Source organism: Streptomyces sp. NPDC048182 (assembly GCF_043202555.1).
In the GTDB taxonomy this organism is placed as follows: Bacteria; Actinomycetota; Actinomycetes; order Streptomycetales; family Streptomycetaceae; genus Streptomyces.
This window is the reverse complement of the sequence record NZ_JBIDAQ010000002.1, coordinates 130,087-153,147: the sequence shown is the minus strand read 5'-3', so window position 1 is coordinate 153,147 and position 23,061 is coordinate 130,087. Positions and strand designations below refer to the sequence as shown.

At 71.2% G+C, this 23,061-nt stretch carries 23 protein-coding genes and 1 tRNA gene; 12 read left to right on the top strand and 12 right to left on the bottom strand.

Annotated elements, in window-relative coordinates:
- Window positions 1-110: 110 nt before the first annotated feature.
- Window positions 111-812, bottom strand: coding sequence for an ATP-binding protein (locus tag ACGFZL_RS03695; RefSeq protein WP_393689582.1), 702 nt, complete (start codon window positions 810-812; stop codon window positions 111-113).
- Window positions 809-1,741 carry a hypothetical protein gene (locus ACGFZL_RS03690; RefSeq protein ID WP_393688911.1) on the bottom strand — a complete coding sequence of 311 codons (933 nt, stop codon included), beginning with the start codon at window positions 1,739-1,741 and terminating at the stop codon, window positions 809-811. Before ACGFZL_RS03690 ends, ACGFZL_RS03695 begins: the two co-directional genes overlap by 4 nt.
- Before the next feature lie 510 nt (window positions 1,742-2,251).
- Here ACGFZL_RS03690 and ACGFZL_RS03685 point away from each other — a divergent pair.
- From ACGFZL_RS03685 to ACGFZL_RS03675, 3 genes are all read left to right on the top strand, one after another.
- Window positions 2,252-2,509: a helix-turn-helix domain-containing protein gene (locus tag ACGFZL_RS03685; RefSeq protein ID WP_393688909.1), complete on the top strand. Its 258-nt coding sequence runs from the start codon at window positions 2,252-2,254 to the stop codon at window positions 2,507-2,509.
- Window positions 2,510-2,581: 72 nt separating this feature from the next.
- A complete protein-coding gene (locus ACGFZL_RS03680) occupies window positions 2,582-2,938 on the top strand; it encodes a helix-turn-helix domain-containing protein (protein WP_393688907.1) in 357 nt (118 codons plus the stop codon).
- A 51-nt stretch (window positions 2,939-2,989) separates the two neighbouring features.
- Entirely contained in the window at window positions 2,990-4,504 is a 1,515-nt protein-coding gene (locus ACGFZL_RS03675; RefSeq protein ID WP_393688905.1) for a LacI family DNA-binding transcriptional regulator, read from the top strand.
- A gap of 102 nt (window positions 4,505-4,606) precedes the next feature.
- Here ACGFZL_RS03675 and ACGFZL_RS03670 read toward each other — a convergent pair whose 3' ends face one another.
- The 5 genes from ACGFZL_RS03670 to ACGFZL_RS03650 all read right to left on the bottom strand — a co-directional run bounded on the left by ACGFZL_RS03670 (window position 4,607) and on the right by ACGFZL_RS03650 (window position 9,826).
- On the bottom strand, window positions 4,607-6,673 hold the full coding sequence (locus tag ACGFZL_RS03670) for a hypothetical protein (protein WP_393688903.1): 2,067 nt from the start codon (window positions 6,671-6,673) through the stop codon (window positions 4,607-4,609).
- Between the two features lie 101 nt (window positions 6,674-6,774).
- Window positions 6,775-7,248 (bottom strand): WhiB family transcriptional regulator, encoded by a 474-nt coding sequence (locus ACGFZL_RS03665; protein ID WP_393688901.1) that lies wholly within the window; start codon window positions 7,246-7,248, stop codon window positions 6,775-6,777.
- Between the two features lie 712 nt (window positions 7,249-7,960).
- Window positions 7,961-8,034 (bottom strand) — tRNA-Pro (locus ACGFZL_RS03660).
- Window positions 8,035-8,067: 33 nt separating this feature from the next.
- Window positions 8,068-8,817: a Pr6Pr family membrane protein gene (locus ACGFZL_RS03655; protein ID WP_393688899.1), complete on the bottom strand. Its 750-nt coding sequence runs from the start codon at window positions 8,815-8,817 to the stop codon at window positions 8,068-8,070.
- A gap of 70 nt (window positions 8,818-8,887) precedes the next feature.
- Entirely contained in the window at window positions 8,888-9,826 is a 939-nt protein-coding gene (locus tag ACGFZL_RS03650) for a metallophosphoesterase (RefSeq protein ID WP_393688897.1), read from the bottom strand.
- Between the two features lie 86 nt (window positions 9,827-9,912).
- Here ACGFZL_RS03650 and ACGFZL_RS03645 point away from each other — a divergent pair, with 86 nt between their 5' ends.
- Window positions 9,913-10,377 carry a GatB/YqeY domain-containing protein gene (locus ACGFZL_RS03645; protein WP_393688895.1) on the top strand — a complete coding sequence of 155 codons (465 nt, stop codon included), beginning with the start codon at window positions 9,913-9,915 and terminating at the stop codon, window positions 10,375-10,377.
- Between the two features lie 168 nt (window positions 10,378-10,545).
- Here ACGFZL_RS03645 and ACGFZL_RS03640 read toward each other — a convergent pair whose 3' ends face one another.
- The gene (locus ACGFZL_RS03640) at window positions 10,546-12,867 is read right to left on the bottom strand and encodes a transglycosylase domain-containing protein (RefSeq protein ID WP_393688893.1); all 2,322 of its coding nucleotides are present in this window, start codon (window positions 12,865-12,867) and stop codon (window positions 10,546-10,548) included.
- 412 nt (window positions 12,868-13,279) lie between these two features.
- Here ACGFZL_RS03640 and wblA point away from each other — a divergent pair, with 412 nt between their 5' ends.
- Complete coding sequence (wblA, locus tag ACGFZL_RS03635) at window positions 13,280-13,615, top strand: transcriptional regulator WblA (protein WP_355174732.1); 336 nt, start codon at window positions 13,280-13,282, stop codon at window positions 13,613-13,615.
- Window positions 13,616-13,636: 21 nt separating this feature from the next.
- On the opposite strand, the gene ACGFZL_RS03630 is transcribed toward wblA, so the two are convergent.
- Both ACGFZL_RS03630 and ACGFZL_RS03625 read right to left on the bottom strand, forming a co-directional pair.
- Window positions 13,637-15,037 carry an ArsA family ATPase gene (locus tag ACGFZL_RS03630; protein WP_393688890.1) on the bottom strand — a complete coding sequence of 467 codons (1,401 nt, stop codon included), beginning with the start codon at window positions 15,035-15,037 and terminating at the stop codon, window positions 13,637-13,639.
- The gene (locus ACGFZL_RS03625; RefSeq protein WP_393688888.1) at window positions 15,034-16,011 is read right to left on the bottom strand and encodes an ArsA family ATPase; all 978 of its coding nucleotides are present in this window, start codon (window positions 16,009-16,011) and stop codon (window positions 15,034-15,036) included. The genes ACGFZL_RS03630 and ACGFZL_RS03625 overlap by 4 nt, the downstream gene beginning before the upstream one ends.
- Window positions 16,012-16,152: 141 nt before the next feature.
- Between ACGFZL_RS03625 and ACGFZL_RS03620 the strand changes: the two genes are divergently transcribed.
- The 4 genes from ACGFZL_RS03620 (at window position 16,153) to ACGFZL_RS03605 (ending at window position 18,644) form a co-directional block, all read left to right on the top strand.
- Window positions 16,153-16,314, top strand: a complete 162-nt coding sequence (locus tag ACGFZL_RS03620) for a DUF4177 domain-containing protein (protein ID WP_003975360.1) — start codon at window positions 16,153-16,155, stop codon at window positions 16,312-16,314.
- Window positions 16,311-16,787 carry a RidA family protein gene (locus ACGFZL_RS03615; protein WP_355174726.1) on the top strand — a complete coding sequence of 159 codons (477 nt, stop codon included), beginning with the start codon at window positions 16,311-16,313 and terminating at the stop codon, window positions 16,785-16,787. Before ACGFZL_RS03620 ends, ACGFZL_RS03615 begins: the two co-directional genes overlap by 4 nt.
- 130 nt (window positions 16,788-16,917) lie before the next feature.
- Window positions 16,918-17,817: an NUDIX hydrolase gene (locus tag ACGFZL_RS03610; RefSeq protein WP_393688886.1), complete on the top strand. Its 900-nt coding sequence runs from the start codon at window positions 16,918-16,920 to the stop codon at window positions 17,815-17,817.
- On the top strand, window positions 17,814-18,644 hold the full coding sequence (locus ACGFZL_RS03605) for an MBL fold metallo-hydrolase (protein WP_393688884.1): 831 nt from the start codon (window positions 17,814-17,816) through the stop codon (window positions 18,642-18,644). Before ACGFZL_RS03610 ends, ACGFZL_RS03605 begins: the two co-directional genes overlap by 4 nt.
- Before the next feature lie 53 nt (window positions 18,645-18,697).
- On the opposite strand, the gene ACGFZL_RS03600 is transcribed toward ACGFZL_RS03605, so the two are convergent.
- Complete coding sequence (locus ACGFZL_RS03600; protein ID WP_355174720.1) at window positions 18,698-19,372, bottom strand: Crp/Fnr family transcriptional regulator; 675 nt, start codon at window positions 19,370-19,372, stop codon at window positions 18,698-18,700.
- Window positions 19,373-19,750: 378 nt separating this feature from the next.
- On the opposite strand from ACGFZL_RS03600, the gene nth reads away from it, so the two are divergent.
- From nth to ACGFZL_RS03585, 3 genes are read left to right on the top strand one after another with little or no spacing between them, the layout of a single operon-like run.
- A complete protein-coding gene (nth, locus tag ACGFZL_RS03595) occupies window positions 19,751-20,776 on the top strand; it encodes an endonuclease III (protein ID WP_393688881.1) in 1,026 nt (341 codons plus the stop codon).
- Window positions 20,777-20,829: 53 nt separating this feature from the next.
- Window positions 20,830-21,540: an NUDIX hydrolase gene (locus ACGFZL_RS03590; RefSeq protein WP_393688879.1), complete on the top strand. Its 711-nt coding sequence runs from the start codon at window positions 20,830-20,832 to the stop codon at window positions 21,538-21,540.
- A 13-nt stretch (window positions 21,541-21,553) separates the two neighbouring features.
- Window positions 21,554-22,753: a MarP family serine protease gene (locus tag ACGFZL_RS03585; RefSeq protein WP_393688877.1), complete on the top strand. Its 1,200-nt coding sequence runs from the start codon at window positions 21,554-21,556 to the stop codon at window positions 22,751-22,753.
- A gap of 16 nt (window positions 22,754-22,769) precedes the next feature.
- On the opposite strand, the gene ACGFZL_RS03580 is transcribed toward ACGFZL_RS03585, so the two are convergent.
- On the bottom strand, window positions 22,770-22,970 hold the full coding sequence (locus tag ACGFZL_RS03580; RefSeq protein ID WP_393688875.1) for a hypothetical protein: 201 nt from the start codon (window positions 22,968-22,970) through the stop codon (window positions 22,770-22,772).
- Window positions 22,971-23,061 lie beyond the last annotated feature (91 nt).

The following is a 23,061-nucleotide window of genomic DNA, read 5'->3' as shown; positions in this document are numbered from 1 at the left end:
AATCGACGGAGCGCTGAGCAACGGCCTACGCGCGTGGCTGGCGCGGCAGGGCTCGTGTGGGCGCGGGAGATGCGGCGGGGCCGGCCAGGAGAGGGCGCTGAGGCTGCCGGTCAGGCTGCGGGCGCTGTGCGGCGTCGTCGGTCGGGGCCGTCGAGGATGACGCGCTCTGTCATCTCGGCGAGGCGAGAGGCGACGCGGTCACCGAGGGTGACGCGCAGATGCTCCATCGGAAGGTTGGTGGTGATGAGGGTGGGGAGCATGTGCTCGTACCGGTGATTGATGAGCCGGTAGGTCAGCTCCTCGGTCCATTCGCTGGTCTTGGCCGCGCCGAGGTCGTCCAGGAACAGCAGCGGGCAGCGCGCCAGAGTCTGCAGGTCACGTTCGGCGTCGTGGCCGGCTCGGGGGCGCAGGCGCGCGTGGAAGTCGGCGGTGGTGGTCGCTTCCCAGCGCAGACGGACCCCTCGGGCGAGCAGGGTGCGGATGGCGCCGTACGCCTGGTGGGTCTTGCCGGTGCCCGTGGGGCCGGCGATCAGCAGCGACGGGCCTTCGGCGATGCCCGGCCCGCCGGGGCCGGGGCGTCCGGCGTGGGCGATCGCGTCGGCCCAGGCGGTGACCTTCGGGTGGTCGGCCAGGGCTCGGCGGTAGCGAGCGGGGATCCTGGCGTCGGCGAGTTCCAGAGCGGTGACGGGCTCGGCGTGCCCGTCCTCGACTGCGGTGGTGGCGAGGTCGATGCCGCGACTGGCAAGGATGCCGTTGAGCCGGTCGGCGAGCGGGCCGACCCGGTGGGGCTCGCGGGTGAGGGTGGCGGTCAGAGGTCACCTCCGTAGGCGGCTTCGACCTCGGCGGGGTTTGTCCACGCCCTGTGGACAACCGGCACGGTGGGGGTCGCGTTCATGGCCTCGTGCACGAGGCTCGGTAGAGTGCTGGGGTGCAGGCCCTTGGCGCGGTGCCGTTCTAGGCCAGCCCGGATGTGGGCGGGGGTGATGTCCTCGCCGAGCAGCTTGCGCACCTCGCGAGCGAGATGGCCCAGGACGTCCTTGGGCGGACGGTGTGTGCAAGCGGCGGCGTACTCGGCGATGAGCTCGTTGGCCGAGACGGGGTGGGGTGCGGGGGCGCTCGCGCCCCCCGAAGGGGTATTTCCTAGATCCATGATCCTAGGTCCTAGATCCGGACGCTGAGGTGTCACCGCTCCCTCACTGAGTCCTCCCCGCTGCCTCACGGAGGATTCACTGAAGTCGCTCTGACCTGCTGCTTCGTCATCGGTGACCGGATTCACCGCAGGCTCGCGTATTCGCCCGGAGCCCTCACGGAGGGCTCCGTGAGGCTGGGGTGCGGGCTCCGTGACGCCGGTCCCCGCAGCCGGCGCGCCGACGCCGGGTGCGGTGCGAGCCGGCGTTTCGTGGTGCGGGCAGGCTGGAAGGCGGCTTGCGCTGGGGCGGTTGATCTTCTGATGCTGCCGCCAGGTGACGATGTGCAGGTAGCGCTTGTCGCCCGGGCCCTTGTAGCGGCATATCAGCCTGGCGTCGGCGAGCTGGGCGAGGTCCTGCTCGACAGCGCCAGGAGTGTGTTCCGGGCGCAGTACCCACAGCTGCCCGGCGATGATCGCGGCGTGGTCGCGGTGCCGGCCCTGGTCGTCAGCCTGGGTGAGCAGGCCGAAGAAGGTGCGCTCGGCGGTCAGAGAGACGGCGGCCAGGGACTCGGAGACGAAGGCTTCCGGCTTGATGGTGCGGATTCGTGCCAAGAGGGGCGGTCCTCACTCGGTGGCCGGTGGGCTGGGTGCCCACGGTTCACCGTCGGTAGGGGGCGTGTCGGGCGTGAAGGGACGTGGAATCTCTGGCCGTTGACGCGGCAGCGTTGATGGCCGCTCGCGCTTTCCGAGGTGTCGTCAACATAGCCACACCCGCAGCGCGCAAGTCCAGCCCTATCTGGCGCAATCTCTCACGGCAGAAATGCCGCTGGAAATCGAGTCGGCGAGGGCGGTGCGAAAACGGTAGGGCACGATCGGCGGTTGACCAAATAGTTGCCCTGCGTCCCGAGCCAGAAGCATCACATCGGCAAGCCGTTGACGTCCCGCGAGTGGCGAAGCTACAACACAACACCCCACGTCAGAGAGGTTCACGAAGGCTGGGACGTGTTCGAGATCCGGCCTTGCGCAGCACCCCGACCGCCTCGCTCACCGATTGAGCGCGGCGCAACATAGCCGACGATCGGCGGTTAACCAAACCGCCGAATGCACGCTACAACTGGAGCTATGGCAGCACGATCTCTGGAAATAGGACCCGCAGGATTGAGGATGGCTCGCACCATCGAAAACCTCCGCATCGAACGCGGCCTTGGGCAGCGCCAACTCGCGGCACGCTGTGCCGCCTTGGGTCGCCCTATGTCCAACATGATGCTGTCCCGCATCGAACTCGCCAAGCGGCGATGCGATATCGACGATCTCGTCGCCATCGCCGCAGCCCTGCAGGTGTCACCCGCCGCCCTCTTCCAGGGGCCGGGCGCCGCCTGAGCCGTCCACGCAGCCCCTCCCCGACCTCCCGACTAGGAGCCGCCCCCCTTGCACCGATCCACGCCCGCGCCCGTGCTCCACAGGCCGTCTGACGCCCATCCGCCCCGCCTCTACCGCCCCGAGGAGATCGCCGACACCCTCGGATGCTCGGCCTGGTGGGTCAAGGACCGCGCGCGACGGCGCTTGATACCGCACACCCGGGTTGGCCGCGCCTACCGCTTCACCGCCGAGCACCTCGCCGAGACCATCCGCCTCTACGAGCAGCGGCCGGCCCAGCCCGCGCAGACACCCGCACGGGCGACCGAGTCGCTCTCCGAGCCCGGTACGCAGACCGGCTCCGCGGAACCTCGCCGCCCTGTCGTTGCGCCGACGACCCGCCTACGGGCCCGCCCGCCGCGTCGACAGCAGCAGTACGGCACTGTCGCGTGACCCGATCCAATCTGCCGTAGCCGAGGAAGAGGAAGAGGGGGACAGCGGAACTTGGGTTTCGCGGAGAAGCGCGGAAACTACTGGCGCGGCCGGTACAAGGTCGCGCCCGGCAAGCACAACACGGTCGTCGAGAACAACGGCAAGGCGATCAGGTTCGCCACCAAGGGCGAGGCCCAACGGGCAGCAGCGGAGGCCGAGAACAAATACCGACGCGGCGAATGGCGCGACCCGACCCTCGGCCAGGAGACCTTCGGCGAGTACGCGAACCGCTGGTACGAGGCCCAGGACCTGGCTGCCTCCACCATGCAGAACTACAAGCGCCACATCGAGGAGCACCTCCTCCCCGAGTTCGAGGACAAAGCGCTCGCCGGCATCCTGCGCACGGACATCGACCTGTGGGAGAAGAAGGAGAAGGCCCTCTACGCCGCCTCCAGCGTCAAGACCTGGCGCTCAACGCTCCACCTGATCTTCGAGGACGCGATCGACCAGGGCCTGATCACGTCCAACCCGGCCGCCCGGCGGCGCGGACGGGGCAAACGCGCCGGCCGCTCCCGAGACCGTGGCCCCGAGAAGGTGGTCACCGACGCGCTCGGCATCCTGCTGACCGCCGAGCGCGCCGCCCTGCTCTCCGGCCGCGACGACGAGTTCGTCGCCGTGGTCCTCAAGGGGTACACCGGCATGCGCTGGGGCGAGATCGTTGGCCTGGAGACCGCGTTCGTCCGCCCTGGAGCCGTCCGGGTCGAGTGGCAGCTGTACGAACTCGACACGGGGGAGCTGGTGCGCTGCCCGCCCAAGGACGACAGCTACCGCACCATCGGCTCGATGGACTGGCTGTCCGCGCTGGTCGCCAACCACGTCGCCCGCACGAAGCCCAAGCCGTGCCCCTGTCACGGCAAGACCTACGTCTTCCGAGGACAGGGCGCGGCCCGTACCGGGGGCCACCAGGGCGCGAAGCTCATCGACGTCGCCCGCCGTGCCGGCGTTTCGACCGGCACGGTGTCCAACGTGCTCAACCACCCAGAACGCGTCACCGAGGCCACGCGAGCGAAGGTCGAGCAGGCCATCGCGGATCTCCGGTTCGTGCGGGGCGGCGTCGTGCCGGAGCATGCCGCCCACTGGCGCAGGAACGGTTTCGCAACCTGGCTGTTCACGCCGGCGGTCTCTGGCTGGTACCCGAAGAAGGCACCACAGGAGCCACGGCCGGTGCCCCTACTCGGCGAGCCGTGGCCCGGTGTCCCGGCACGGGGTCGGGGTGCCAGCGAACGGGCCGACGCCTGCTGGCTCCCGATAGCCAAGGGACTCACGCCCCACGGCCTCCGCCACACCCACCGGACGACGATGGAGGACCTGGGAACCGAAAAGGTGCTCATGGACGAACGCATGGGCCACATCGACGGCTCGGTCTCGGCGCGCTACGCCCACGTCACCCCAGGCATGCGCAAGCGCCTCATGCTGGGGCTGACCCAGCAGTGGGAGGAAGCACTTGACGCCCGTTTGGCTTTGAGTCACCGATCACCAGTGCGTGCCCTCGACGCGCTACTGCGGGCACGCCTCACGGTTGGTTAGGCACAGACCACGTTGAGTGACCCTGGGTGCGACGCGCCCCGCATCCGATGAGGGGGCTAATAACGGAGGGAGCCCCCGAGGAGGGCTCCCTCCGTTATTGCACTATCCGTTTGGGCGGGTCATTTGGCGCTCGGCGACTCGTGCCCAATAGCTGATCTGCGAGTGGACGTTCATAAGGTGGTTCAGGAGCTCGTTCGGCTTCGCCCATCCTTCCTTGTCGAGGAGCGGTCCTCCCTGGGCTTCCTCCACGTTGGCGAGCTCATCAACGTCGAGGTTGATCTGCTCGATGTACTGCCCGATTTGGCTCTTCAGCCGCGTAGCCTTCATCCGAGGTGTCTCGTTGGGAGGTGTCACCGGCCGCGGCAGGGTCGTACCCGTGGCGTAGGCCTCGTATCGCAGCCATTCGTCCTCGATCGGCATGGGCTTGCCTGCCGGGTCCTCGTGCCAGCTTCCGTATTCATCGCGGACGCCGCGCTGGAAGGCCCCGTTTTCCGTGACACGTCGTGGTTGCGTTCCAGCCCGCCCATCGGTGATCGCTTGGGCCAGCAATCGCAAACCCTGCTCGTCGCGGAGCATCGCTTCCAGGATTTGCTGCGGGCCGCGCTTGTCGGCCCCGGTGTTGCCCATGGCTTCACGTCGCAGACCGCCCCAGGCGGTGAGGTGGTATTGGGCTATGGCCGCCAGTTCCAGCCGGTTGACCCACCGGGTGGGGTCGGCATGAGAGCTGGCGGGGTCAGCGCGCAGTTCCTCCAGAGCTGCCTTAAGGAGTTTCTCTGGCGACCGACCGGTGACCTTCCATTCTGCGGTCGCGTATCGCGTCATCCGAGCACAACGTAGGTATGCGGCGCGCATCCGCTCCGCCCGCTGGCGCTCGGCGTCCTTGGCATCCAGGGTAGTGGCGATGCTCCGGGTGGGCCGGAGAGCCAACTCCGCGATCACGTCCGTTCGTCGGCCGGGACTGACGCTCTTCTTGGCGGTGACGTCGCGGATCCCACGTTCGACGAGGTCCCGATGTTGCTCGCGAAGCAGGGCTGCGAGCACAAAGGCCGCCTGCTCGTCTCGCTCGATGGGGAGCCCCTCGTCCTCGGCTTGCTCTGGGGTGAGAAGACCTGCGAGGTAGTCGTGGACGGGATCGTCGAGTACGTCGGCGCTGCGGAGTACGTCCAGGACCGCTTCGGCCATGGCTTCGAGTTTGCCCGTTTGGCTCCACGGCCGCGGAGGATCGACGTGCAGCATGCCGACGAAGGCGTTGACGGCGCGCGCGTAGTCGTAGCCCCCCCTGGTGGGAGAGAAGCGAAGAAATACGCGGGCTGGAGTAATCAGTGCGTTGCGCTGTCGTATCAGCCGCCGACGGGCGGCGGGACGCAACGCATCAGGATCGGCCTCGCTGATTGAGCCGATGAAGCGTCGGTAGTCGTCGCGGTCCGTGGGGAAGTGGTAGTGCGTCTGTGGGTCGGTGAGCCCCAAGACGTAGTGGGCGTTGGTGATGCGGCTGGAGCCGTCCGCTGTTCCCAGGAGGGGCATGGAGGGTTCGCCGTCGCGGTGCCGCAGCTCGAAGAAGACAACGTTCACCGGCATGGCGATGCCGCGCGCGGCGATGGACTCGCGCAGGTTGTTGTTCGCCAGGATGAACTCACGCGCCCGCTCCGTCTCGTCCTGCACGTGGCTGACGTCCTCGCCCTCGATCCAGAGCGTGGTGGTCTCACCGGACGGGGAACGGGGGCCGGTCAGTGGTCCCGCGTGCCCCTCGGCGCCAGCCGCCGGGTACACCCGCCGTTCCATCGTGCGGTTGTTGGTGGGCAGCGGTACCAGGCCGGGTACGTAGAGGTCGAGGTCGATCGCCTCGATGACGCCTCCGGCGATGTTGACGCGAGTCGGACGCCTCAGCAACGACCTGAGCTCACTGGGGTCGACAGCGGCGTGGGCCAGAGCGGTGGCGAACTCGGGAGGCAGTCCGGCCTCCGTGCCCGCCTTGGCGGCGCGGATTACCGCTCCCATCTTCGGCAACGTCGGCAGGTCACTGTCGCCGAACCGCGACCAGATTGTCGCGCTTTCCTGGTCCGTGTCCTCGTCTGTATCGAGCTCGTCGTCCACGGCGTCGGACTCCTCCACCTCCTCGGTCATCTCCTCGTACTCGGTGGCGTCCTGATCTGTCACGTCGTCCTCCATGAGTGGGGTGATCGGCAAAGGGGCACGGGGTAGCGCAGGAAAAGAGGGGCCGGCCTGCGTGAATGCCGCCGACGGAGCGGTTCCGCCGGCGGCCGGTCGTCTCAGGCAGTGGGGGGCAGGTGCGAGCGCTTGCCGAGCTCGTGCAGATCGCTGCGAATCGACCGCTCGGCGTGCCCGAGCAGCCGTGCGATGATCGCCGTCGGCACATTCAGGGCGTACAGCTCAGCCACCCGTCGGCGCCGTTTGGCGATCTCGCCGGTCTTCCGCCACTTCTTACGCCGCTCCTCGGCGGTCTCCCCGGCCAGGAATACGTGCTCGTCCCGACTGTCCTGGGCGTAACGGCGGCAGCTGTCCAGCAGCGGGCACGTACGGCACGTGGCCCGGGCCTGCGGGATGTCCCGCTCCGGCACGGTCGGCTCCCCGTCGAAGGCCGCCTGCTGCTCCCTCATGGTGGGGAACCGCTTCGGATCCCACGTGCTGCACGCGGCCTCGCCCAAGGGCGGGCCGAAGGGCTCCATAGCCCAGAACAGGGCGTCGGGCGAAAGTACGTTCTCGATCTCGTCGTGGGGCTCCACGGCGCTCCTCCTCAGACCACGGGTCGCGTGGTGTGTGAGGACGAGGGGGTCACGCCCACGTTCCCTTGATCGTCGCTTGGCGCCGTTCGAGTCTCTGGACGTGCGAGACGATCAGTACTGGGCGATTCCCAAGTCCCTTCGTGTGCCTGCGCCGTTCGGCGCTCGCACGGCCTGCGGAGTGACCCCCGAAGCAAAGCCACTACCAGTGTGGCACTCGACTCCGCCGAAACGGCAGAAATGGATGGGGTGTTCGGGAAGCACCTGGTGAACTCGCTTATATGGGGGCTGTGTTCCGATCGGGGCGCGGGAGGAGCGAGTAAGCCTCTCATTCGGGGCCCTGGCGACTCCTAGCGCGTGGTGGCATGTGCTCCGGCAACAGCTACAGGTCCGGCCACACCGTCATCTCGACCGCCGGGCCGCGCGAGGGTGACGGTGGCGTCCGAGGCATCGTGCTCGGCGCGGGTTCAGGGGGCACGTCGTCCGGGATGTGCGAAATCGTGAAGTGTTCGGCTCGCGGTGCTTCCGGCCGTGCACGGGATATCCCAGTTTGCCGGATCAGCTGCCGCGCCTCGTCCCCGAGTCGTGGCGGCATCCGTGCCACGGGGAGCCGTGTCCTGAGCTCGGCTCCCAAATGGCTCCCCAAAGGGCCCCCGGAACCACTCAGGGGCCTGACCCGCTCTGCGGATCAGGCCCCTGACCTGGTACTTCACTGTCGGGGTGGCGGGATTTGAACCCACGACCTCTTCGTCCCGAACGAAGCGCGCTACCAAGCTGCGCCACACCCCGATCGTCGCTGCTCGCGCGGCGACGTCGTTTACTTTAGCCCACCGGGGGCTGGAGGCGAAATCCGGTTAGGTGGGGGTCGGGGCGGGTGTGGTCGAGGGCTACCAGGAGGGTCGAGAGGGCGTGGAGGGCGAGGCCGAGGAGGAGGGCGTTGCCGAGGACGGCCTTCAGGCCGTGCTGGTCGACGTCGAGGAAGGGGTAGAGGTAGCGGTCCTGCGTGCCGGGGATGAGGAGCTCGCCGCGGGCCAGGGTGAAGGCCAGGTAGGCCAGGGGGTAGAGGAGCCACGGGGCGGTCTGGCGCAGGTGGAGGTGGCCCGGGGTGGTGAGGAGGAGCCAGTCCAGGGCCGCCGCGATCGGGGTTGCCGTGCAGAGCAGGTGGGTCGCGGCCGTGTGCCAGGCCGAGCCGGGCGGGCCGGCGGGGTCGGTCAGGAGCAGGTGGTGGACCAGCGCGGCGGCGCCCACGTAGAGCAGGGCCGCGCCGGTCAGCCCGGCCGGCAGGGGGCGCCGGGCGGTCCAGGCGCGGCGGGACGAGGCCAGCAGGACAACGGCCAGGAGCACGTTGCTCTGGATCGCGAAGTGGCCGAGGGCCCGCAGCGGCGGGCCGGTGAGCAGCTCGATCGTCACGCCCGTCACGGCCGCGAGCGCGATCACCGCCCGGAAGCCGGCGGCCAGCGGACGGCGCACCGGCGTGACGACGGCCGCGGCCGGGACCGGGGAGGGCAGCAGCGCGGGCGGGCCCGGGAGCGCGGGGAGGTCCGGGATGTCCCGGGGTATCGGGGCTGTCATGGCCTTACGGTAGGCAGGCCGGACATATCGGGCGCGGTGAGTGAGCCGGCCGAGTGAGGCGCGCCGGGCGTCAGCCCGCCCGCTGCTCCCGCTCCACCAGCGTCAGCAGCGTCGCCTCCGGCGGGCAGGCGAAGCGGACCGGCGTGTAGCGGCTCGCGCCGCAGCCCGCCGAGACGTGGAGGTAGGCGGTGCGGTCGTCGGCCGTGTGGGTGGAGAGGCCCTTCACGCGGTCCGTGTCCAGGTCGCAGTTGGTGACCAGCGCGCCGTAGAAGGGGATGCACAGCTGGCCGCCGTGGGTGTGGCCGGCGAGGACCAGCGGGTAGCCGTCCGCCGCGTACGCGTCCAGCACGCGCAGGTACGGCGCGTGGACGACGCCCATCGAGAAGTCGGCGCCGTCCGACGGGCCGCCCGCCACCTCCGCGTACCGGTCCCGCTTGATGTGCGGGTCGTCGAGGCCGGTCAGCTCCACGGACACGCCCTCGACCTTCAGCGTGCCGCGCGTGTTCGTCAGGTTGTGCCAGCCGGCCGCGTCGAAGCCGTCGCGCAGGTCCTCCCACGGGTTGTGCACGACGCCGGTGGCCGGCGGGTTGCCGTTCAGGCCGTGCCGGCCCTGGACCTTCTCGAGCAGGTAGCGGGCGGGGTTGCGCAGCTTGGGGCCGTAGTAGTCGTTGGAGCCGAAGACGTACGCGCCCGGGAACTCCATCAGCGGGCCGAGCGCGTCCAGGACCTCCGGGACGCCCTCCGGGTCGGAGAGGTTGTCGCCCGTGTTGACCACGAAGTCGGGGCGCAGGCCGGCCAGCGAGCGCAGCCAGCGCTGCTTCGCCCGCTGCCCGCCGACCATGTGGATGTCGGAGACCTGGAGCACGCGCATCGGCCGCATGCCGGGGGGCAGGGCGGGGACCGTCACCCGCCGCAGGCGGAAGGAGCGGGGCTCGACGCCCGCCGCGTAGACCAGCCCGGCGGCGCCGAACGCCGCCACTCCCAGGGGAACTCCGTATCGCGCGCGCATGCGTCCATCGTCTCAGAACGGCGTCCCGGAAGAACGCGGGGGAAATGCGGGGGCGTCCGTTCGGTCGTTGCTGCGACAATCGGTCCATGACCACGCTCAAGTCGAAGCTTCAGGACGACCTCAACGCCGCGATCAAGGAGCGCGACGAGCTGCGCTCCTCGACGCTCCGGCTCACGCTCTCCGCGATCACCAAGGAAGAGGTCGCGGGGAAGGAGAAGCGCCAGCTCTCCGACGACGAGGTGCAGCAGGTGATCACCCGCGAGGCGAAGAAGCGCCGCGAGGCCGCCGACGCGTTCGCCCAGGGCGGCCGGCCCGAGCAGGCCGAGCGGGAGAAGGCCGAGGGCGAGGTGCTCGCCGCGTACCTGCCGCAGCAGCTGTCCGACGAGGAGCTGGACGCGGTCGTCGCGCAGGCCGTGGGCGAGGCGAAGGCGGCCGGCGCCGAGGGGCCGCGCGCCATGGGGGCCGTCATGAAGATCGTGAACCCGAAGGTGGCCGGGCGGGCCGAGGGCGGCCGGGTCGCGGCCGCGGTGAAGAAGCACCTCGCCGGTTAGTACCGAGGTCGGGATCCACGCCGGAGAAGGATCCACGTCCGAGCAGGATCCACGCCAGAGCAGGGTCCACGCCAGAGGCCGATGATCCCTCCCGGATACGGGAAATGTCATCGGCCTCTGTCTCGCCTGCCGCAGGCCCTCCGTCTCGCCCGCCGCGACCCGCCGCCGTCAGGGCCCGTTCGTCCCGCCGTTGTCCTGGCCCCGGAAGAAGCCGCCGTCGTCGCCGCCGTTGCCCGTGCCGCCGTCGATGAAGCCGCCGCCGATGAGCCCGCCGCCGTCGCCGTTGCCGCCGCCGCCCCCGTCCCCGTCGTCGTCGCCGTTGCCGCCGTCGTCACGGCCGCCCGCGCCACCGGCACCGCCCGCTCCGCCGGTACCGGCGTCCCCGTCGCCCTGGCCCTTGTCGCGCTCGGGCGCGTCCGGGATGTCGACGACGTTGAAGTCGGGCGCGGGCTTGCCCTCCAGCGCGCCGGACATCATGTCGCGCCAGATCGGACCGGGCACCGCGCCACCGAAGACCTTGTCGTACGGGACGCCGCCGATGGTGATGTCGACCATGTGGCGCTTGTGCTTGGGGTCGCCGACCCACACCGCCCCGGCCAGGTTCGGCGTGTAGCCCACGAACCAGGCGGCGAGGCGCTCGTCCGTCGTACCGGTCTTGCCCGCGCTGGCCCGGCTCTCGAGGCCGGCCTCACTGCCGGTGCCGTCCTCCACCACGCCCTTGAGCAGGGTGTTCACCGTGTCGGCGGTGGTCTCGGACATGGCCCGCGAGCAGGTGGACTTGGGCACCTGGAGGGACTTCTTCTGCTGTCCCACCCGCTGGGTGATCGACTCGATCGCGACCGGCGTGCAGTACATGCCGCGCGACGCGAAGGTCGCGTAGGCGTTCGCCATGGTCAGCGGGGACATCTCGGTGACACCGAGGGCCATGGAGGGCTTGTGCTCCAACTGCTGGCCGTTGGCCCGCTCGACGCCCATCTTCTTGGCCATCTGCGTCACCGGGCACAGGCCGATGTCGCTGATCAGCTGCACGTAGTAGGTGTTGACCGACTTCGCGGTCGCCTCCTTCATGCCGTACGGGCCGTGCTCCGTCTTGTTCTCGTTGGTGAGGTGGGTCGGCTTCCGCGTGTCGTCCACCCAGTTCTTGCCGCCGCAGTCGGCGACCGGGCTCGGGTAGTCCATCTCGTACGGCGAGGAGTACTGCTTCGTCGCCGGCGTGCCGCCCTCGATCGCCGCGGCGGCCACGATCGGCTTGAACGTCGAGCCGGGCTGGTACCCCACGCCGCCGCCCATGGCCTGGTCGACGGAGAGGTTGAGCGTCGTCTCGCCCTTCTTGACGTCGATGCCGTACGGGCGTGACTGGCCCATCGCGCGGATCCGGCCGGTGCCGGGCTCCACGATGGTCGCCGCGGTGGCCACGTCGTCGCCGGTGTTGACGTGCTGCCTGATCGACTCCTGCACCGACTTCTGCGCCTGCGGGTCCAGGGTGGTGCGGATGGTCAGGCCGCCCTGGTTCCAGATCCGGGACCGGTCCTCCTTGGACTTGCCGAAGACCGGGTCGCTCAGGAACACCGCGCGGACGTAGTCGCAGAAGAAGCCGGCGTCCTTGACTGCGGTGATGCAGCCGTTCTTGGGCCGGCTGACCTTCAGGCCGAGCGGTGCGGCCTGCGCCTTGTCGGCCTCCTCCTGGGAGACGTCGCCGACCTCCGCCATGCGCTGGAGCACGACGTTGCGCCGCTTGGTGGCCTCGGCCTCGTCGTTGACCGGGTCGTAGCGGCTGGGCGACTGGACGATGCCGGCGAGCAGCGCGGACTCGGCGAGGGTGAGGTCCTTCGCGTGCTTGGAGAAGTAGCGCTGGGAGGCCGCCTCGACGCCGTAGGCCTGCTGGCCGAAGAAGGTGATGTTGAGGTAGTTCTCCAGGATCCGCTTCTTGCCCAGCTCCTCCTCGACCTGGATCGCGTACTTCAGCTCGCGGATCTTGCGGCCGATGGTCTGCTGGGTGGCCTGCGCGACCTTCGTCGGGTCGTCGCCGGCCTCCTCCACGAAGACGTTCTTGACGTACTGCTGGGTCAGCGTGGACGCGCCCTGCGCGACCCCGCCGCTGCGCGCGTTGCTGTTGACCGCGCGCAGCACGCCCTTGAGGTCGACCGCGCCGTGCTCGTAGAAGCGGGAGTCCTCGATCGCGACGATCGCCTTCTGCATGTACGGCGACATGTCCTTGAGCGCGACCACCGTGCGGTCGCGGGAGTAGACGGTGGCGATGGTGCCGCCGTCGGCGTCCAGGATGGCGGTGCGCTGGCTCAGCGGCGGCGTCTTCAGGTTGGCGGGGAGTTCGTCGAAACTCTCCACCGACCCCTTGGCGGCGAGGCCGAGCGCGCCGACGGCGGGCAGGGCGATGCCCGCCAGGACGGCTCCGGCCAGCACGCTGACACCGAGGAACTTGGCGGCCTGCTGCGTGGGTGACAGGCCGCCGCCCGAGCGCTTCTTTGGCATGGGCCGAAGCCTAATCCGTCCCGGCCGGGGTTCCCCAGGAGCGGGGGTGCTTCGGAGCGTTCGCCGCCCGGCGGCTCGAGGCTTCGGGGGCGTTCGCCGGACAGCGGGGCAGGCGTTGGCCTAAGCTGCACGGGACTGTCACAGCGCCGTATGTGCCCGAATCGGGCGTACGTGACGCCCGGCGCCCCGTGTGACGCACCGAAGACGACCCTTTGCCGGGATCGTCACGCATGTCGCCCGCTCACTCCCCCGGGTGATCTGCCGCTTACCCATAGTCCGTTCGGGCCATTCAAGATTGGGCCCGCTGGGGGTGTTGCGCTGTGCCCACCTTCCGTAACGTCCTCAACTGGCGGCGGTGAATATGCCGCTGCCGCCGTGGGGGAGCCTCGATTCGGGAGAGGACGGCGCCGGTATGGGCTGGGTTACCGACTGGAGTGCGCAGGCCGCCTGCCGCACTACCGATCCGGACGAACTGTTCGTGCAGGGTGCGGCGCAGAACCGGGCCAAGGCGGTGTGCACCGGATGCCCGGTGCGGACCGAGTGCCTGGCCGACGCGCTGGACAACCGCGTCGAGTTCGGCGTCTGGGGGGGCATGACGGAGCGGGAGCGCCGCGCACTGCTGCGCAGGCGGCCCACCGTGACCTCCTGGCGCCGGCTCCTGGAGACGGCGCGCACGGAGTACGAGCGGGGCAGCGGCATCGGCCCCCTCGACGAGGAGGTCTACGAGGACTTCGCGGCCGTCGGCTGACCGGCGCCGCGACCGGCCCTCTCAGGCGCCGGCCTCTGCCTCCGCGTCCGCCTCCTCGATCCCCGTCTCGGGCAGCTCCGGGCGGGCCGTGGCCAGCCGCGCCCCGATGTCCCGCAGCCCCGCGAGGTCGTGCACGTCGCCGGGGAGCGCGGCCACCTCGGTGACGGCCACCTCGGGATGGCGCGCGGTGAAGCGGTCGCGCGTGCGCTGCTCCCGGGCGAGCAGGTGCATCCGCTCCGCGTGCAGCCGCAGCAGGCCCGCGGTGAGCCGGTCGACGGGTTCCGTCGTGTCTGTGGAGTCCGTGGAGTCCGTGAAGACTGCGGAGTCCGAGTCGTCTGAGTCGCCTGGGTCGTCCGAAGTTGAACTGTCGCGTGTTGAACTACCGTGCGTATCGGGAGAGTTACCAGAGCCAGCTTTCCCGTCGCCCTGATCCACAATGCCGCGGTCCTCAAGATTTTCCGCGGCGGCCAGCGCCCGCTGCGCCGACAGCCCGTCGGCGTCGCTGCCGTGGACCCGGTTGAGGACCAGGCCGGCCAGCGGCATGCGCTCGGCGGCCAGCCGCTGCACGAAGTACGCCGCCTCGCGCAGCGCGTCCCGCTCGGGGGCCGCGACCACCAGGAACGCGGTGCCGGGCGCCTGGAGCAGCTTGTACGTGGCGTCCGCGCGGGTGCGGAAGCCGCCGAACATGGAGTCCATCGCGGCCACGAAGGTCTGCACGTCCTTCAGGAAAGGACCGCCGAGCACCTTGCCCAGGACGCCGGTCATCATCGACATCCCGACGTTCAGGAACTTCATCCCCGCCCGGCCGCCGACCTTCGCCGGGGCCAGCAGGACCCGGATCAGCTTGCCGTCCAGGAACGAGCCGAGCCGCTTGGGCGCGTCCAGGAAGTCGAGCGCGGAGCGGGACGGCGGGGTGTCCACGACGATGAGGTCCCACTCGTCCTTCGCCCGGAGCTGCCCCAGCTTCTCCATCGCCATGTACTCCTGCGTGCCCGCGAAGCCCGCCGAGAGCGACTGGTAGAAGGGGTTGCCCAGGATCGCCGCCGCCCGGTCGGGATCCGCGTGCGCCTCGACGATCTCGTCGAAGGTGCGCTTCATGTCCAGCATCATCGCGTGCAGCTCGCCGCCCGCCGCGTCGTCCACGCCCTTCACCCGGCGCGGGGTGTTGTCGAGCGAGTCGATGCCCATGGACTGGGCGAGCCGCCGGGCCGGGTCGATGGTGAGGACGACCACCTTGCGGCCCCGCTCGGCCGCGCGTAGGCCGAGCGCCGCCGCGGTGGTGGTCTTGCCGACCCCGCCCGAACCGCAGCACACCACGATGCGCGTCGCCGGGTCCTCCAGGAGCGGGTCGACGTCGAGCACGCGCGCGGGGGAGAGGCGACGGGCGCCGCCCTCCGTGCTCCCGGCCGGGTCCGGACTCATGCGATCCCCTGCTTCCGCAGCTCGGTGGCCAGCTCGTACAGTCCCGCCAGGTCCATGCCCTCGGCGAACAGCGGCAGTTCGTGCAGCGGCAGGCCCAGGTCGGTCAGGACCCCGCGCTGCTCCTCCTCCAGCGCGTACCGCTCGGCGTACTCCCCGGCCTGCGCGAGCAGCGGGTCCACCAGCCGCTCCGCGTGCCCGCCGCGCCGCGCCCCGCCGAGCCCGGCGCCGGACAGCGACCGGGCGACCGCCGCGCGCGGGGTGTCGCGCAGCAGCTCCAGGTCGGTGTCGTCCAGGACGCCCGGGCGGACCATGTTGACGAAGATCCGGCCGACCGGGAGCCCGGCGGAGCGCAGCTCGGCGATGCCGTCGGCAGTCTCCTGGACCGGCATCTCCTCGAGCAGCGACACCAGGTGGACGGCGGTCTCGCGGGACTTCAGGACCCGCATCACCGCCTGCGCCTGATTGTGTATCGGGCCGATCTTCGCCAGCCCCGCCACCTCGTCGTTCACATTGAGGAAGCGGGTGATGCGGCCGGTCGGGGGCGCGTCCATCACCACGTGGTCGTAGACGAACCGGCCCTGGCGGTCCTTGCGGCGCACCGCCTCGCACGCCTTGCCGGTCAGCAGGACGTCCCGCACCCCGGGCGCGATGGTGGTCGCGAAGTCGATGGCGCCGAGCTTCTTCAGGGCCCGGCCGGCGCTGCCGAGCTTGTAGAACATCTGGAGATAGTCCAGAAGCGCCTGTTCGGCGTCGATGGCGAGGGCGTACACCTCCCCGCCCCCGGGAGCGACGGCGATCTTCCGCTCCTCATAAGGCAGCGCTTCGGTCTCGAAGAGCTGCGCGATGCCCTGCCGGCCCTCGACCTCGACGAGAAGCGCGCGCTTCCCCTCGCCGGCCAAGGCCAGCGCGAGGGCCGCGGCCACCGTGGTCTTGCCGGTACCGCCCTTGCCGCTGACGACCTGGAGCCTGCTCACGTATTCGAGCGTAACCAGTCCGCCCGCCGCGCGGGTGCCAGGCTGTGGACAACGCGGCCGGAAGGATGCCGCGCGGGGTGCGGCGGGCGCGGTCCGGTCGGCCGTCCGGGGGAGCCGGGAGCAGCGGCTAGAGTCGGCCGCATGACCAAGTGGGAATACGCAACCGTGCCGCTGCTCGTCCATGCCACGAAGCAGATCCTGGACACCTGGGGCGAGGACGGCTGGGAGCTCGTCCAGGTCGTGCCCGGGCCGAACAACCCCGAGCAGCTGGTGGCCTACCTGAAGCGCGAGAAGCAGGCGTGAGCGCGGGGACCGTCGAGGCGAAGCTCGCCGAGCTGGGCCTGACCCTCCCGGAGGTCGTCCCGCCGCTGGCCGCCTACCAGCCGGCCGTGCGGTCCGGCGCGTACGTCTACACCGCGGGCCAGCTGCCGATGGTGCAGGGCAAGCTCCCGGTCACCGGCAAGGTGGGCGGCGAGGTGACGCCCGAGGAGGCCAAGGACCTGGCGCGGATCTGCGCGCTGAACGCCCTGGCCGCCGTGAAGTCCGTCGCCGGCGACCTCGACCGTGTCGCGCGCGTGGTGAAGGTCGTCGGCTTCGTCGCCTCCGCGGCCGACTTCACCGGCCAGCCGGCCGTGCTGAACGGCGCGAGCGAGCTGCTCGGCGAGGTGCTCGGCGACAAGGGCGTGCACGCGCGCAGCGCGGTCGGCGTGGCGGTGCTGCCGCTGGACGCGCCGGTGGAGGTCGAGATCCAGGTGGAGCTGGTCGCCGACGCGTAGCGCTCCGCGGGGCGGGGACCGGGGCGGGGTCGTGGGTCCGGGGTCCTGGTGCGGGCCCCGGTGCTGCCGTCGGCCACCCCGGCGCCGCCGGCCACTCGAACATCCTGACGTCACCGGATAGCCTCCGGCCATGGCGAATGGTCGGGCGAATGGTCAGTGGTACCCACCGGAGTGGCCGGACCGCATCCGCGCGCTGGCGGCCGGCACCCTCACCCCGGTCGCCCCGAGGCGCGCGGCCACCGTCATGCTCCTGAAGGACACCGCCGCGGGCCCGGCCGTCCACATGCTGCGCCGCCGCACCTCCATGGCCTTCGCCGGCGGCGCGTACGCCTACCCGGGCGGCGGCGTCGACCCGCGCGACGACGCCCGCGACATCGGCTGGGCGGGCCCCGCGCGCGCGTGGTGGGCGCGGCGCCTCGGCGTCGACGAGAGCGGCGCCCAGGCGATCGTCTGCGCGGCCGTACGGGAGACGTACGAGGAGGCGGGCGTCCTGCTCGCCGGGCCGACCGCCCACTCGGTCGTCGGTGACACGACCGGCGCCGACTGGGAGGCCGACCGCGTGGCCCTGGTCGCCCGTGAGCTGTCCTTCGCGGAGTTCCTGGACCGCAGGGGGCTCGTCCTGCGCTCCGACCTGCTGGGCGCGTGGGCGCGCTGGATCACCCCCGCCTTCGAGGCCCGGCGCTACGACACCTGGTTCTTCGTGGCCGCCCTCCCCGAGGGGCAGCGCACCCGGAACGCCTCCACGGAGGCCGACCGCACGGTGTGGATCACGCCGGGCGAGGCGGCCGCCGGCTACGACCGGGGCGAGCTGCTGATGATGCCGCCGACCATCGCCACCCTGCGCGGGCTGACGGCCTGCGCCACGGCGGCCGACGCCCTCGCCGGCGCCGCCGACCGCGACCTCACCCCCGTACTGGCCGAGGCGCGGCTGGCGGACGGGGAGGTCGTGCTGTCGTGGCCGGGGCACGAGGAGTTCACGAAGCGGGTGCCGGGGGCGCCCTCCGGGTCGGCCTCGGGAGGCTCCGTATGAGTGACGCCGCAGCCCTGCCCGGCCAGCCCCGTGGTGGCGTCCTCTCGGGGCGGGCCACCCCGCGCGCGGTGAACGTCCTCGCGCCCAACCCGTCCGCGATGACCCTGGACGGCACCAACACCTGGATCCTCGCCGAGCCCGGGTCCGGGCTCGCCGTCGTGGTCGACCCGGGCCCGCTGGACGAGGCGCATCTGCGGAACGTCGTGGACACGGCGGAGCGGTCGGGGCTGCGCGTCGCCCTGACCCTGCTGACGCACGGTCACCCGGACCACGCCGAGGGCGCCGCCCGCTTCGCCGAGCTGACGCGGACCATGGTGCGGGCCCTGGACCCGGCGCTGATGCTCGGCGACGAGGGGCTGGCGGCCGGGGACGTCATCGAGACGGGGGGCCTGGAGCTGCGGGTCGTCCCCACCCCGGGGCACACGGCCGACTCCCTGAGCTTCCACCTGCCCGCCGACCGGGCCGTCCTGACCGGCGACACGATCCTGGGCCGCGGGACGACCGTCGTCGCCCACCCGGACGGCCGACTCGGCGACTACCTGGACTCCCTGCGCCGCCTGAGGTCGCTCACGACCGACGACGGCGTGCACACCGTCCTCCCGGGGCACGGCCCCGTCCTGGAGGACGCCCAGGGCGCCGTCGAGTTCTACCTCGCCCACCGGGCCCACCGGCTCGCGCAGGTCGAGACGGCCGTCGAGGACGGCCACCGCACGCCGGGCGAGGTCGTCGCGCGCGTGTACGCGGATGTCGACCGCTCGCTGTGGCCGGCGGCGGAACTGTCGGTGCGGGCGCAGCTGGAGTACCTGGGCGAGCACGGGCTCATCTAGGCCCGAGCCCCGGTGGGGAACCGGGGTCGGCGCGAGCGCTTGGCCAACCGGGGTCAGCGCGAGCGCTTGGCCAGCCGCTCCACGTCGAGCAGGATCACCGCGCGCGCCTCCAGGCGCAGCCAGCCGCGCTGGGCGAAGTCCGCCAGCGCCTTGTTGACCGTCTCGCGGGACGCGCCGACCAGCTGGGCCAGCTCCTCCTGCGTCAGGTCGTGCACCACGTGGATGCCCTCCTCGGACTGCACGCCGAAGCGGCGCGAGAGGTCGAGCAGGGCCCGGGCGACACGGCCGGGGACGTCCGAGAAGACCAGGTCCGACATGGCGTCGTTGGTCTTGCGCAGGCGGCGCGCGACGGCGCGCAGCAGGGCGGTGGCGACCTCGGGGCGGACGTTCAGCCAGGGCTGGAGGTCGCCGTGGCCGAGACCGAGCATCTTGACCTCGGTCAGCGCGGTGGCGGTCGCCGTGCGCGGGCCCGGGTCGAACAGCGACAGCTCGCCGATCAGCTCACCGGGGCCGACGACGGCCAGCATGTTCTCCCGGCCGTCGGGGGAGGTGCGGTGCAGCTTGACCTTGCCTTCGGTGACCACGTAGAGGCGGTCTCCGGGGTCGCCCTCGTGGAACAGCGAGTCGCCGCGAGCGAGGGTCGCCTCGCTCATGGAGGCGCGAAGCTCCGCGGATTGCTCGTCGTCGAGCGCCGCGAAGAGCGGGTTGCGCCGCAGAACGTCGTCCACGAGTTCTCTCCTTGTCGACCTGCTCAGGGGACCATGATCCCCGCTTGCCAGGGGACCGAGGTGCCCATTTTGCCGGACAGTCCAAACAGTGTGATCTGTCACAAGGATGCCGTACTGGTGTCCCGGGGTACGCGGCAGGGGTCCAATTGGGCGCCGATCTTCCGGGTCCGGGGCGGATGTCGGTACCGGGTCGTAGGCTGGCGCGGTGTCCAAATCGCCGGTGAGAGCCGGGCGAGAGCACCGGCTGAGGGAGCTGTGCGGGTGGTTGTACGTCGCGATTCCGCTGTGGGCGAACAGGCGCCCGATGGCGGTAAGGAGTCGGCGAAAACGACGAAGGGGGCGGCGCCTGGGGGGAGGGTGACGGCGAAGAAGGGTGCCGTGAAGAAGACGGCGGCTGCGAAGAAGACGGCGTCGGCTACGAAGAAGGCGACATCGGCCGCCAAGAAGGCCGCGCCGGCGGAGAAGTCGGCGCCCGCCAAGAAGGCGCTCGCAAAGAAAACGCCGGCCAAGAAGGCCGCCGTGGCCAAGCGCGGTGCCCCCGCCAAGAAGGCGCCCGTCGCCCCCAAGAAGGCCACCGCCGCCGTCAAGGGCGTCGCCCCGGCGAAGGCCGTCGCCGCGGGCACGCCGGGCGGCGAGTCGCACACCGCCCTGGTCCGCCGCGCCCGCCGCATCGACCGCGAGCTGGCCGAGGTCTACCCGTACGCGCACCCCGAGCTGGACTTCGAGAACCCCTTCCAGCTGCTCGTCGCCACGGTGCTCTCCGCCCAGACCACCGACCTGCGCGTCAACCAGACGACGCCCGCCCTCTTCGCCGCGTACCCCACCCCCGAGGACCTGGCCGCCGCCAACCCGGAGCGGGTGGAGGAGATCCTGCGCCCGTGCGGGTTCTTCCGGGCCAAGACGAGGTCGGTGATAGGGCTGTCCAAGGCCCTGACGGAGGACTTCGGCGGCGAGGTCCCCGGCCGCCTCGAAGACCTCGTCAAGCTGCCCGGTGTGGGCCGCAAGACGGCCTTCGTCGTGATGGGGAACGCGTTCGGCCGCCCCGGCATCACCGTGGACACCCACTTCCAGCGCCTCGTCCGGCGCTGGCAGTGGACCGACCAGACCGACCCGGACAAGATCGAGGCCGCCGTCGGGACCCTGTTTCCCAAGAGCGACTGGACCGACCTCTCCCACCACGTCATCTGGCACGGCCGCCGCATCTGCCACGCCCGCAAGCCCGCCTGCGGCGCCTGCCCCATCGCCCCGCTCTGCCCGGCGTACGGCGAGGGCGAGACGGATCCGGAGAAGGCGAGGAAGCTGCTCAAGTACGAGAAGGCCGGGCTGCCCGGCCAGCGGCTCAGGCCCCCGCAGGCGTACCTGGACGCGGGCGGGATCCCGGCGCCGCCGCTGGGGGCGGGGTGACGGAACGATCTCGGGGGCCCCGGGCGTTGGACGGGGAAGAACGGGGGGCGGCGATGACGCGGACGAGCGACAGGCGGGGCGGAATGCTCAGCAGGGAGGGCCTGCCCGGCTGGCTCGACCCGGTGGCGCGGGTCGTGGACACCGTGCTGCCCACCGAGCTGAGCCGCTTCCTGCCCCCGGAGGACGGCGCGGGCCGCCAGTCGGCCGTCCTGATCCTGTTCGGAGACGGACGAGGCGAGCGTCAGGAGCAGGGCGCCGGCCCCGAGCTGCTCCTCATGGAGCGCGCCGGCACCCTCCGCTCGCACGCCGGCCAACCCTCCTTCCCGGGCGGCGCCCTCGATCCGGAGGACGGCGATCCGCTCGGCGACGGGCCGCTGCGTGCCGCGCTGCGCGAGGCCGAGGAGGAGACCGGCCTCGATCCGGCCGGCGTGCAGCTCTTCGGCGTCCTGCCGAGGCTCTACATCCCGGTCAGCCACTTCGTCGTCACGCCCGTGCTCGGCTGGTGGCGCGAGCCCAGCCCGGTCGGCGCCGTCGATCCCCGGGAGACCGCCCGGGTCTTCACCGTGCCCGTGGCGGATCTCACGGACCCGGCCAACCGGGCCACCGCCGTGCACCCCAGCGGCTTCCGCGGTCCGGCATTCCTGGTCGAATCGGCCCTCGTGTGGGGCTTCACGGCCGGCGTGATCGACCGGTTGCTGCACTTCGCGGGCTGGGAGCGCCCCTGGGACAGGGAGAAGCAGGTCCCGCTGGACTGGCGCTCATGACAAGGTGGGCGGCGTGAACGTGCTGGACATCCTGCTGCTGCTCGCCGCCGTGTGGTTCGCGGTCGTCGGCTATCGCCAGGGCTTCGTCGTCGGGATCCTGTCGGTGACGGGCTTCCTGGGCGGCGGCCTGGTCGCCGTCTATCTGCTGCCGGTCGCCTGGGATGCCCTGACGGACGACGCGGAGGTGAGCACCACCGCGGCCGTCGTCGCGGTCGTCGTCGTCATCGTCTGCGCCTCCGTGGGCCAGGCCCTGACGACGCATCTGGGCAACAAGCTGCGCCGGTACATCACCTGGTCCCCGGCCCGCGCCCTGGACGCCACCGGCGGCGCCCTGGTCAACGTGGTCGCCATGCTCCTGGTCGCCTGGCTGATCGGCTCCGCCCTCGCGGGCACCACCCTGCCGACGCTCGGCAAGGAGGTGCGCAGCTCCAAGGTGCTGCTCGGCGTCTCCCGGGCGCTGCCCGCACAGGCCGACACCTGGTTCGCGGACTTCTCCTCCGTCCTCGCGCAGAACGGCTTCCCGCAGGTCTTCAGCCCGTTCGACAACGAGCCGATCACCGACGTCCGCCCGCCCGACCCGGCGCTGGCGAACAGCGCCGTGGCGACCCGCGCCAAGCGGTCCATCGTCAAGGTCACCGGCACCGCCACCGGCTGCGGCAAGGTCCTGGAGGGCACCGGCTTCGTCTTCGCCGACCGGCGCGTCATGACCAACGCCCATGTCGTGGGCGGCGTCGACGAGCCCGTGGTGCAGATCGGCGGCGAGGGCCGCAAGCACGACGCGACCGTCGTCCTCTACGACTGGAAGCGCGACATCGCCGTACTCGACGTCCCCGACCTGACCGCACCGGTGCTGCGCTTCACCGACGAGGACGCGCGCAGCGGCGACAACGCGATCGTGGCCGGCTTCCCGGAGAACGGGGCGTACGACGTCCGCGCCGCGCGCGTACGCGGGCGCATCACGGCCAACGGCCCGGACATCTACCACCGCTCGACCGTCCGCCGCGACGTCTACTCCCTGTACGCGACGGTCCGTCAGGGCAACTCCGGAGGACCGCTGCTGACCCCCGGTGGGAAGGTCTACGGAGTGGTCTTCGCCAAGTCCCTGGACGACGCCGAGACCGGGTACGCGCTCACCGCCGACGAGATCCGCCAGGACATCGACCGGGGGCGGACGGCGTCCCAGCAGGTGGACAGCGACAGCTGCGCGCTCTAGGCAGGCGCGCGGGGCCTCAGGCGCTCTCGGCGGCGCCGGCGCGCGTATGGCGCAGGCGCACGGAGACCCAGCGGGCGCGGCGGCGCAGGATATGGGAGATGCCCACCCGTATGTCGGCGCCCGCCAGCTGCGGGGTGCCGCCTCGTCGGTGGGTGCTCGCGCCGCTCAGGGAGCGGCCGTCGCGTGCTACGTCACTGTAGTCGTGCGTCCAGCCCATACCGGGACGTCTGCCCCCGCCCCAAGGTCCATAACCCCTCCGGCGGCGCCCAATTGGCCTATGCGCCGGGCAAGTGGCCGTTCCTCTCCGG

Coding starts and splice junctions, on each gene's coding strand:
- ACGFZL_RS03605 (WP_393688884.1), top strand. CDS start 17,814: ATGAGTGACGCCGCAGCCCTGCCCGGCCAGCCCCGTGGTGGCGTCCTC.
- ACGFZL_RS03655 (WP_393688899.1), bottom strand. CDS start 8,817: ATGACAGCCCCGATACCCCGGGACATCCCGGACCTCCCCGCGCTCCCG.
- ACGFZL_RS03645 (WP_393688895.1), top strand. CDS start 9,913: ATGACCACGCTCAAGTCGAAGCTTCAGGACGACCTCAACGCCGCGATC.
- ACGFZL_RS03580 (WP_393688875.1), bottom strand. CDS start 22,970: ATGGGCTGGACGCACGACTACAGTGACGTAGCACGCGACGGCCGCTCC.
- ACGFZL_RS03685 (WP_393688909.1), top strand. CDS start 2,252: ATGGCAGCACGATCTCTGGAAATAGGACCCGCAGGATTGAGGATGGCT.
- ACGFZL_RS03650 (WP_393688897.1), bottom strand. CDS start 9,826: ATGCGCGCGCGATACGGAGTTCCCCTGGGAGTGGCGGCGTTCGGCGCC.
- ACGFZL_RS03630 (WP_393688890.1), bottom strand. CDS start 15,037: ATGAGTCCGGACCCGGCCGGGAGCACGGAGGGCGGCGCCCGTCGCCTC.
- ACGFZL_RS03620 (WP_003975360.1), top strand. CDS start 16,153: ATGACCAAGTGGGAATACGCAACCGTGCCGCTGCTCGTCCATGCCACG.
- ACGFZL_RS03610 (WP_393688886.1), top strand. CDS start 16,918: ATGGCGAATGGTCGGGCGAATGGTCAGTGGTACCCACCGGAGTGGCCG.
- ACGFZL_RS03670 (WP_393688903.1), bottom strand. CDS start 6,673: ATGGAGGACGACGTGACAGATCAGGACGCCACCGAGTACGAGGAGATG.
- wblA (WP_355174732.1), top strand. CDS start 13,280: ATGGGCTGGGTTACCGACTGGAGTGCGCAGGCCGCCTGCCGCACTACC.
- ACGFZL_RS03640 (WP_393688893.1), bottom strand. CDS start 12,867: ATGCCAAAGAAGCGCTCGGGCGGCGGCCTGTCACCCACGCAGCAGGCC.
- ACGFZL_RS03590 (WP_393688879.1), top strand. CDS start 20,830: ATGACGCGGACGAGCGACAGGCGGGGCGGAATGCTCAGCAGGGAGGGC.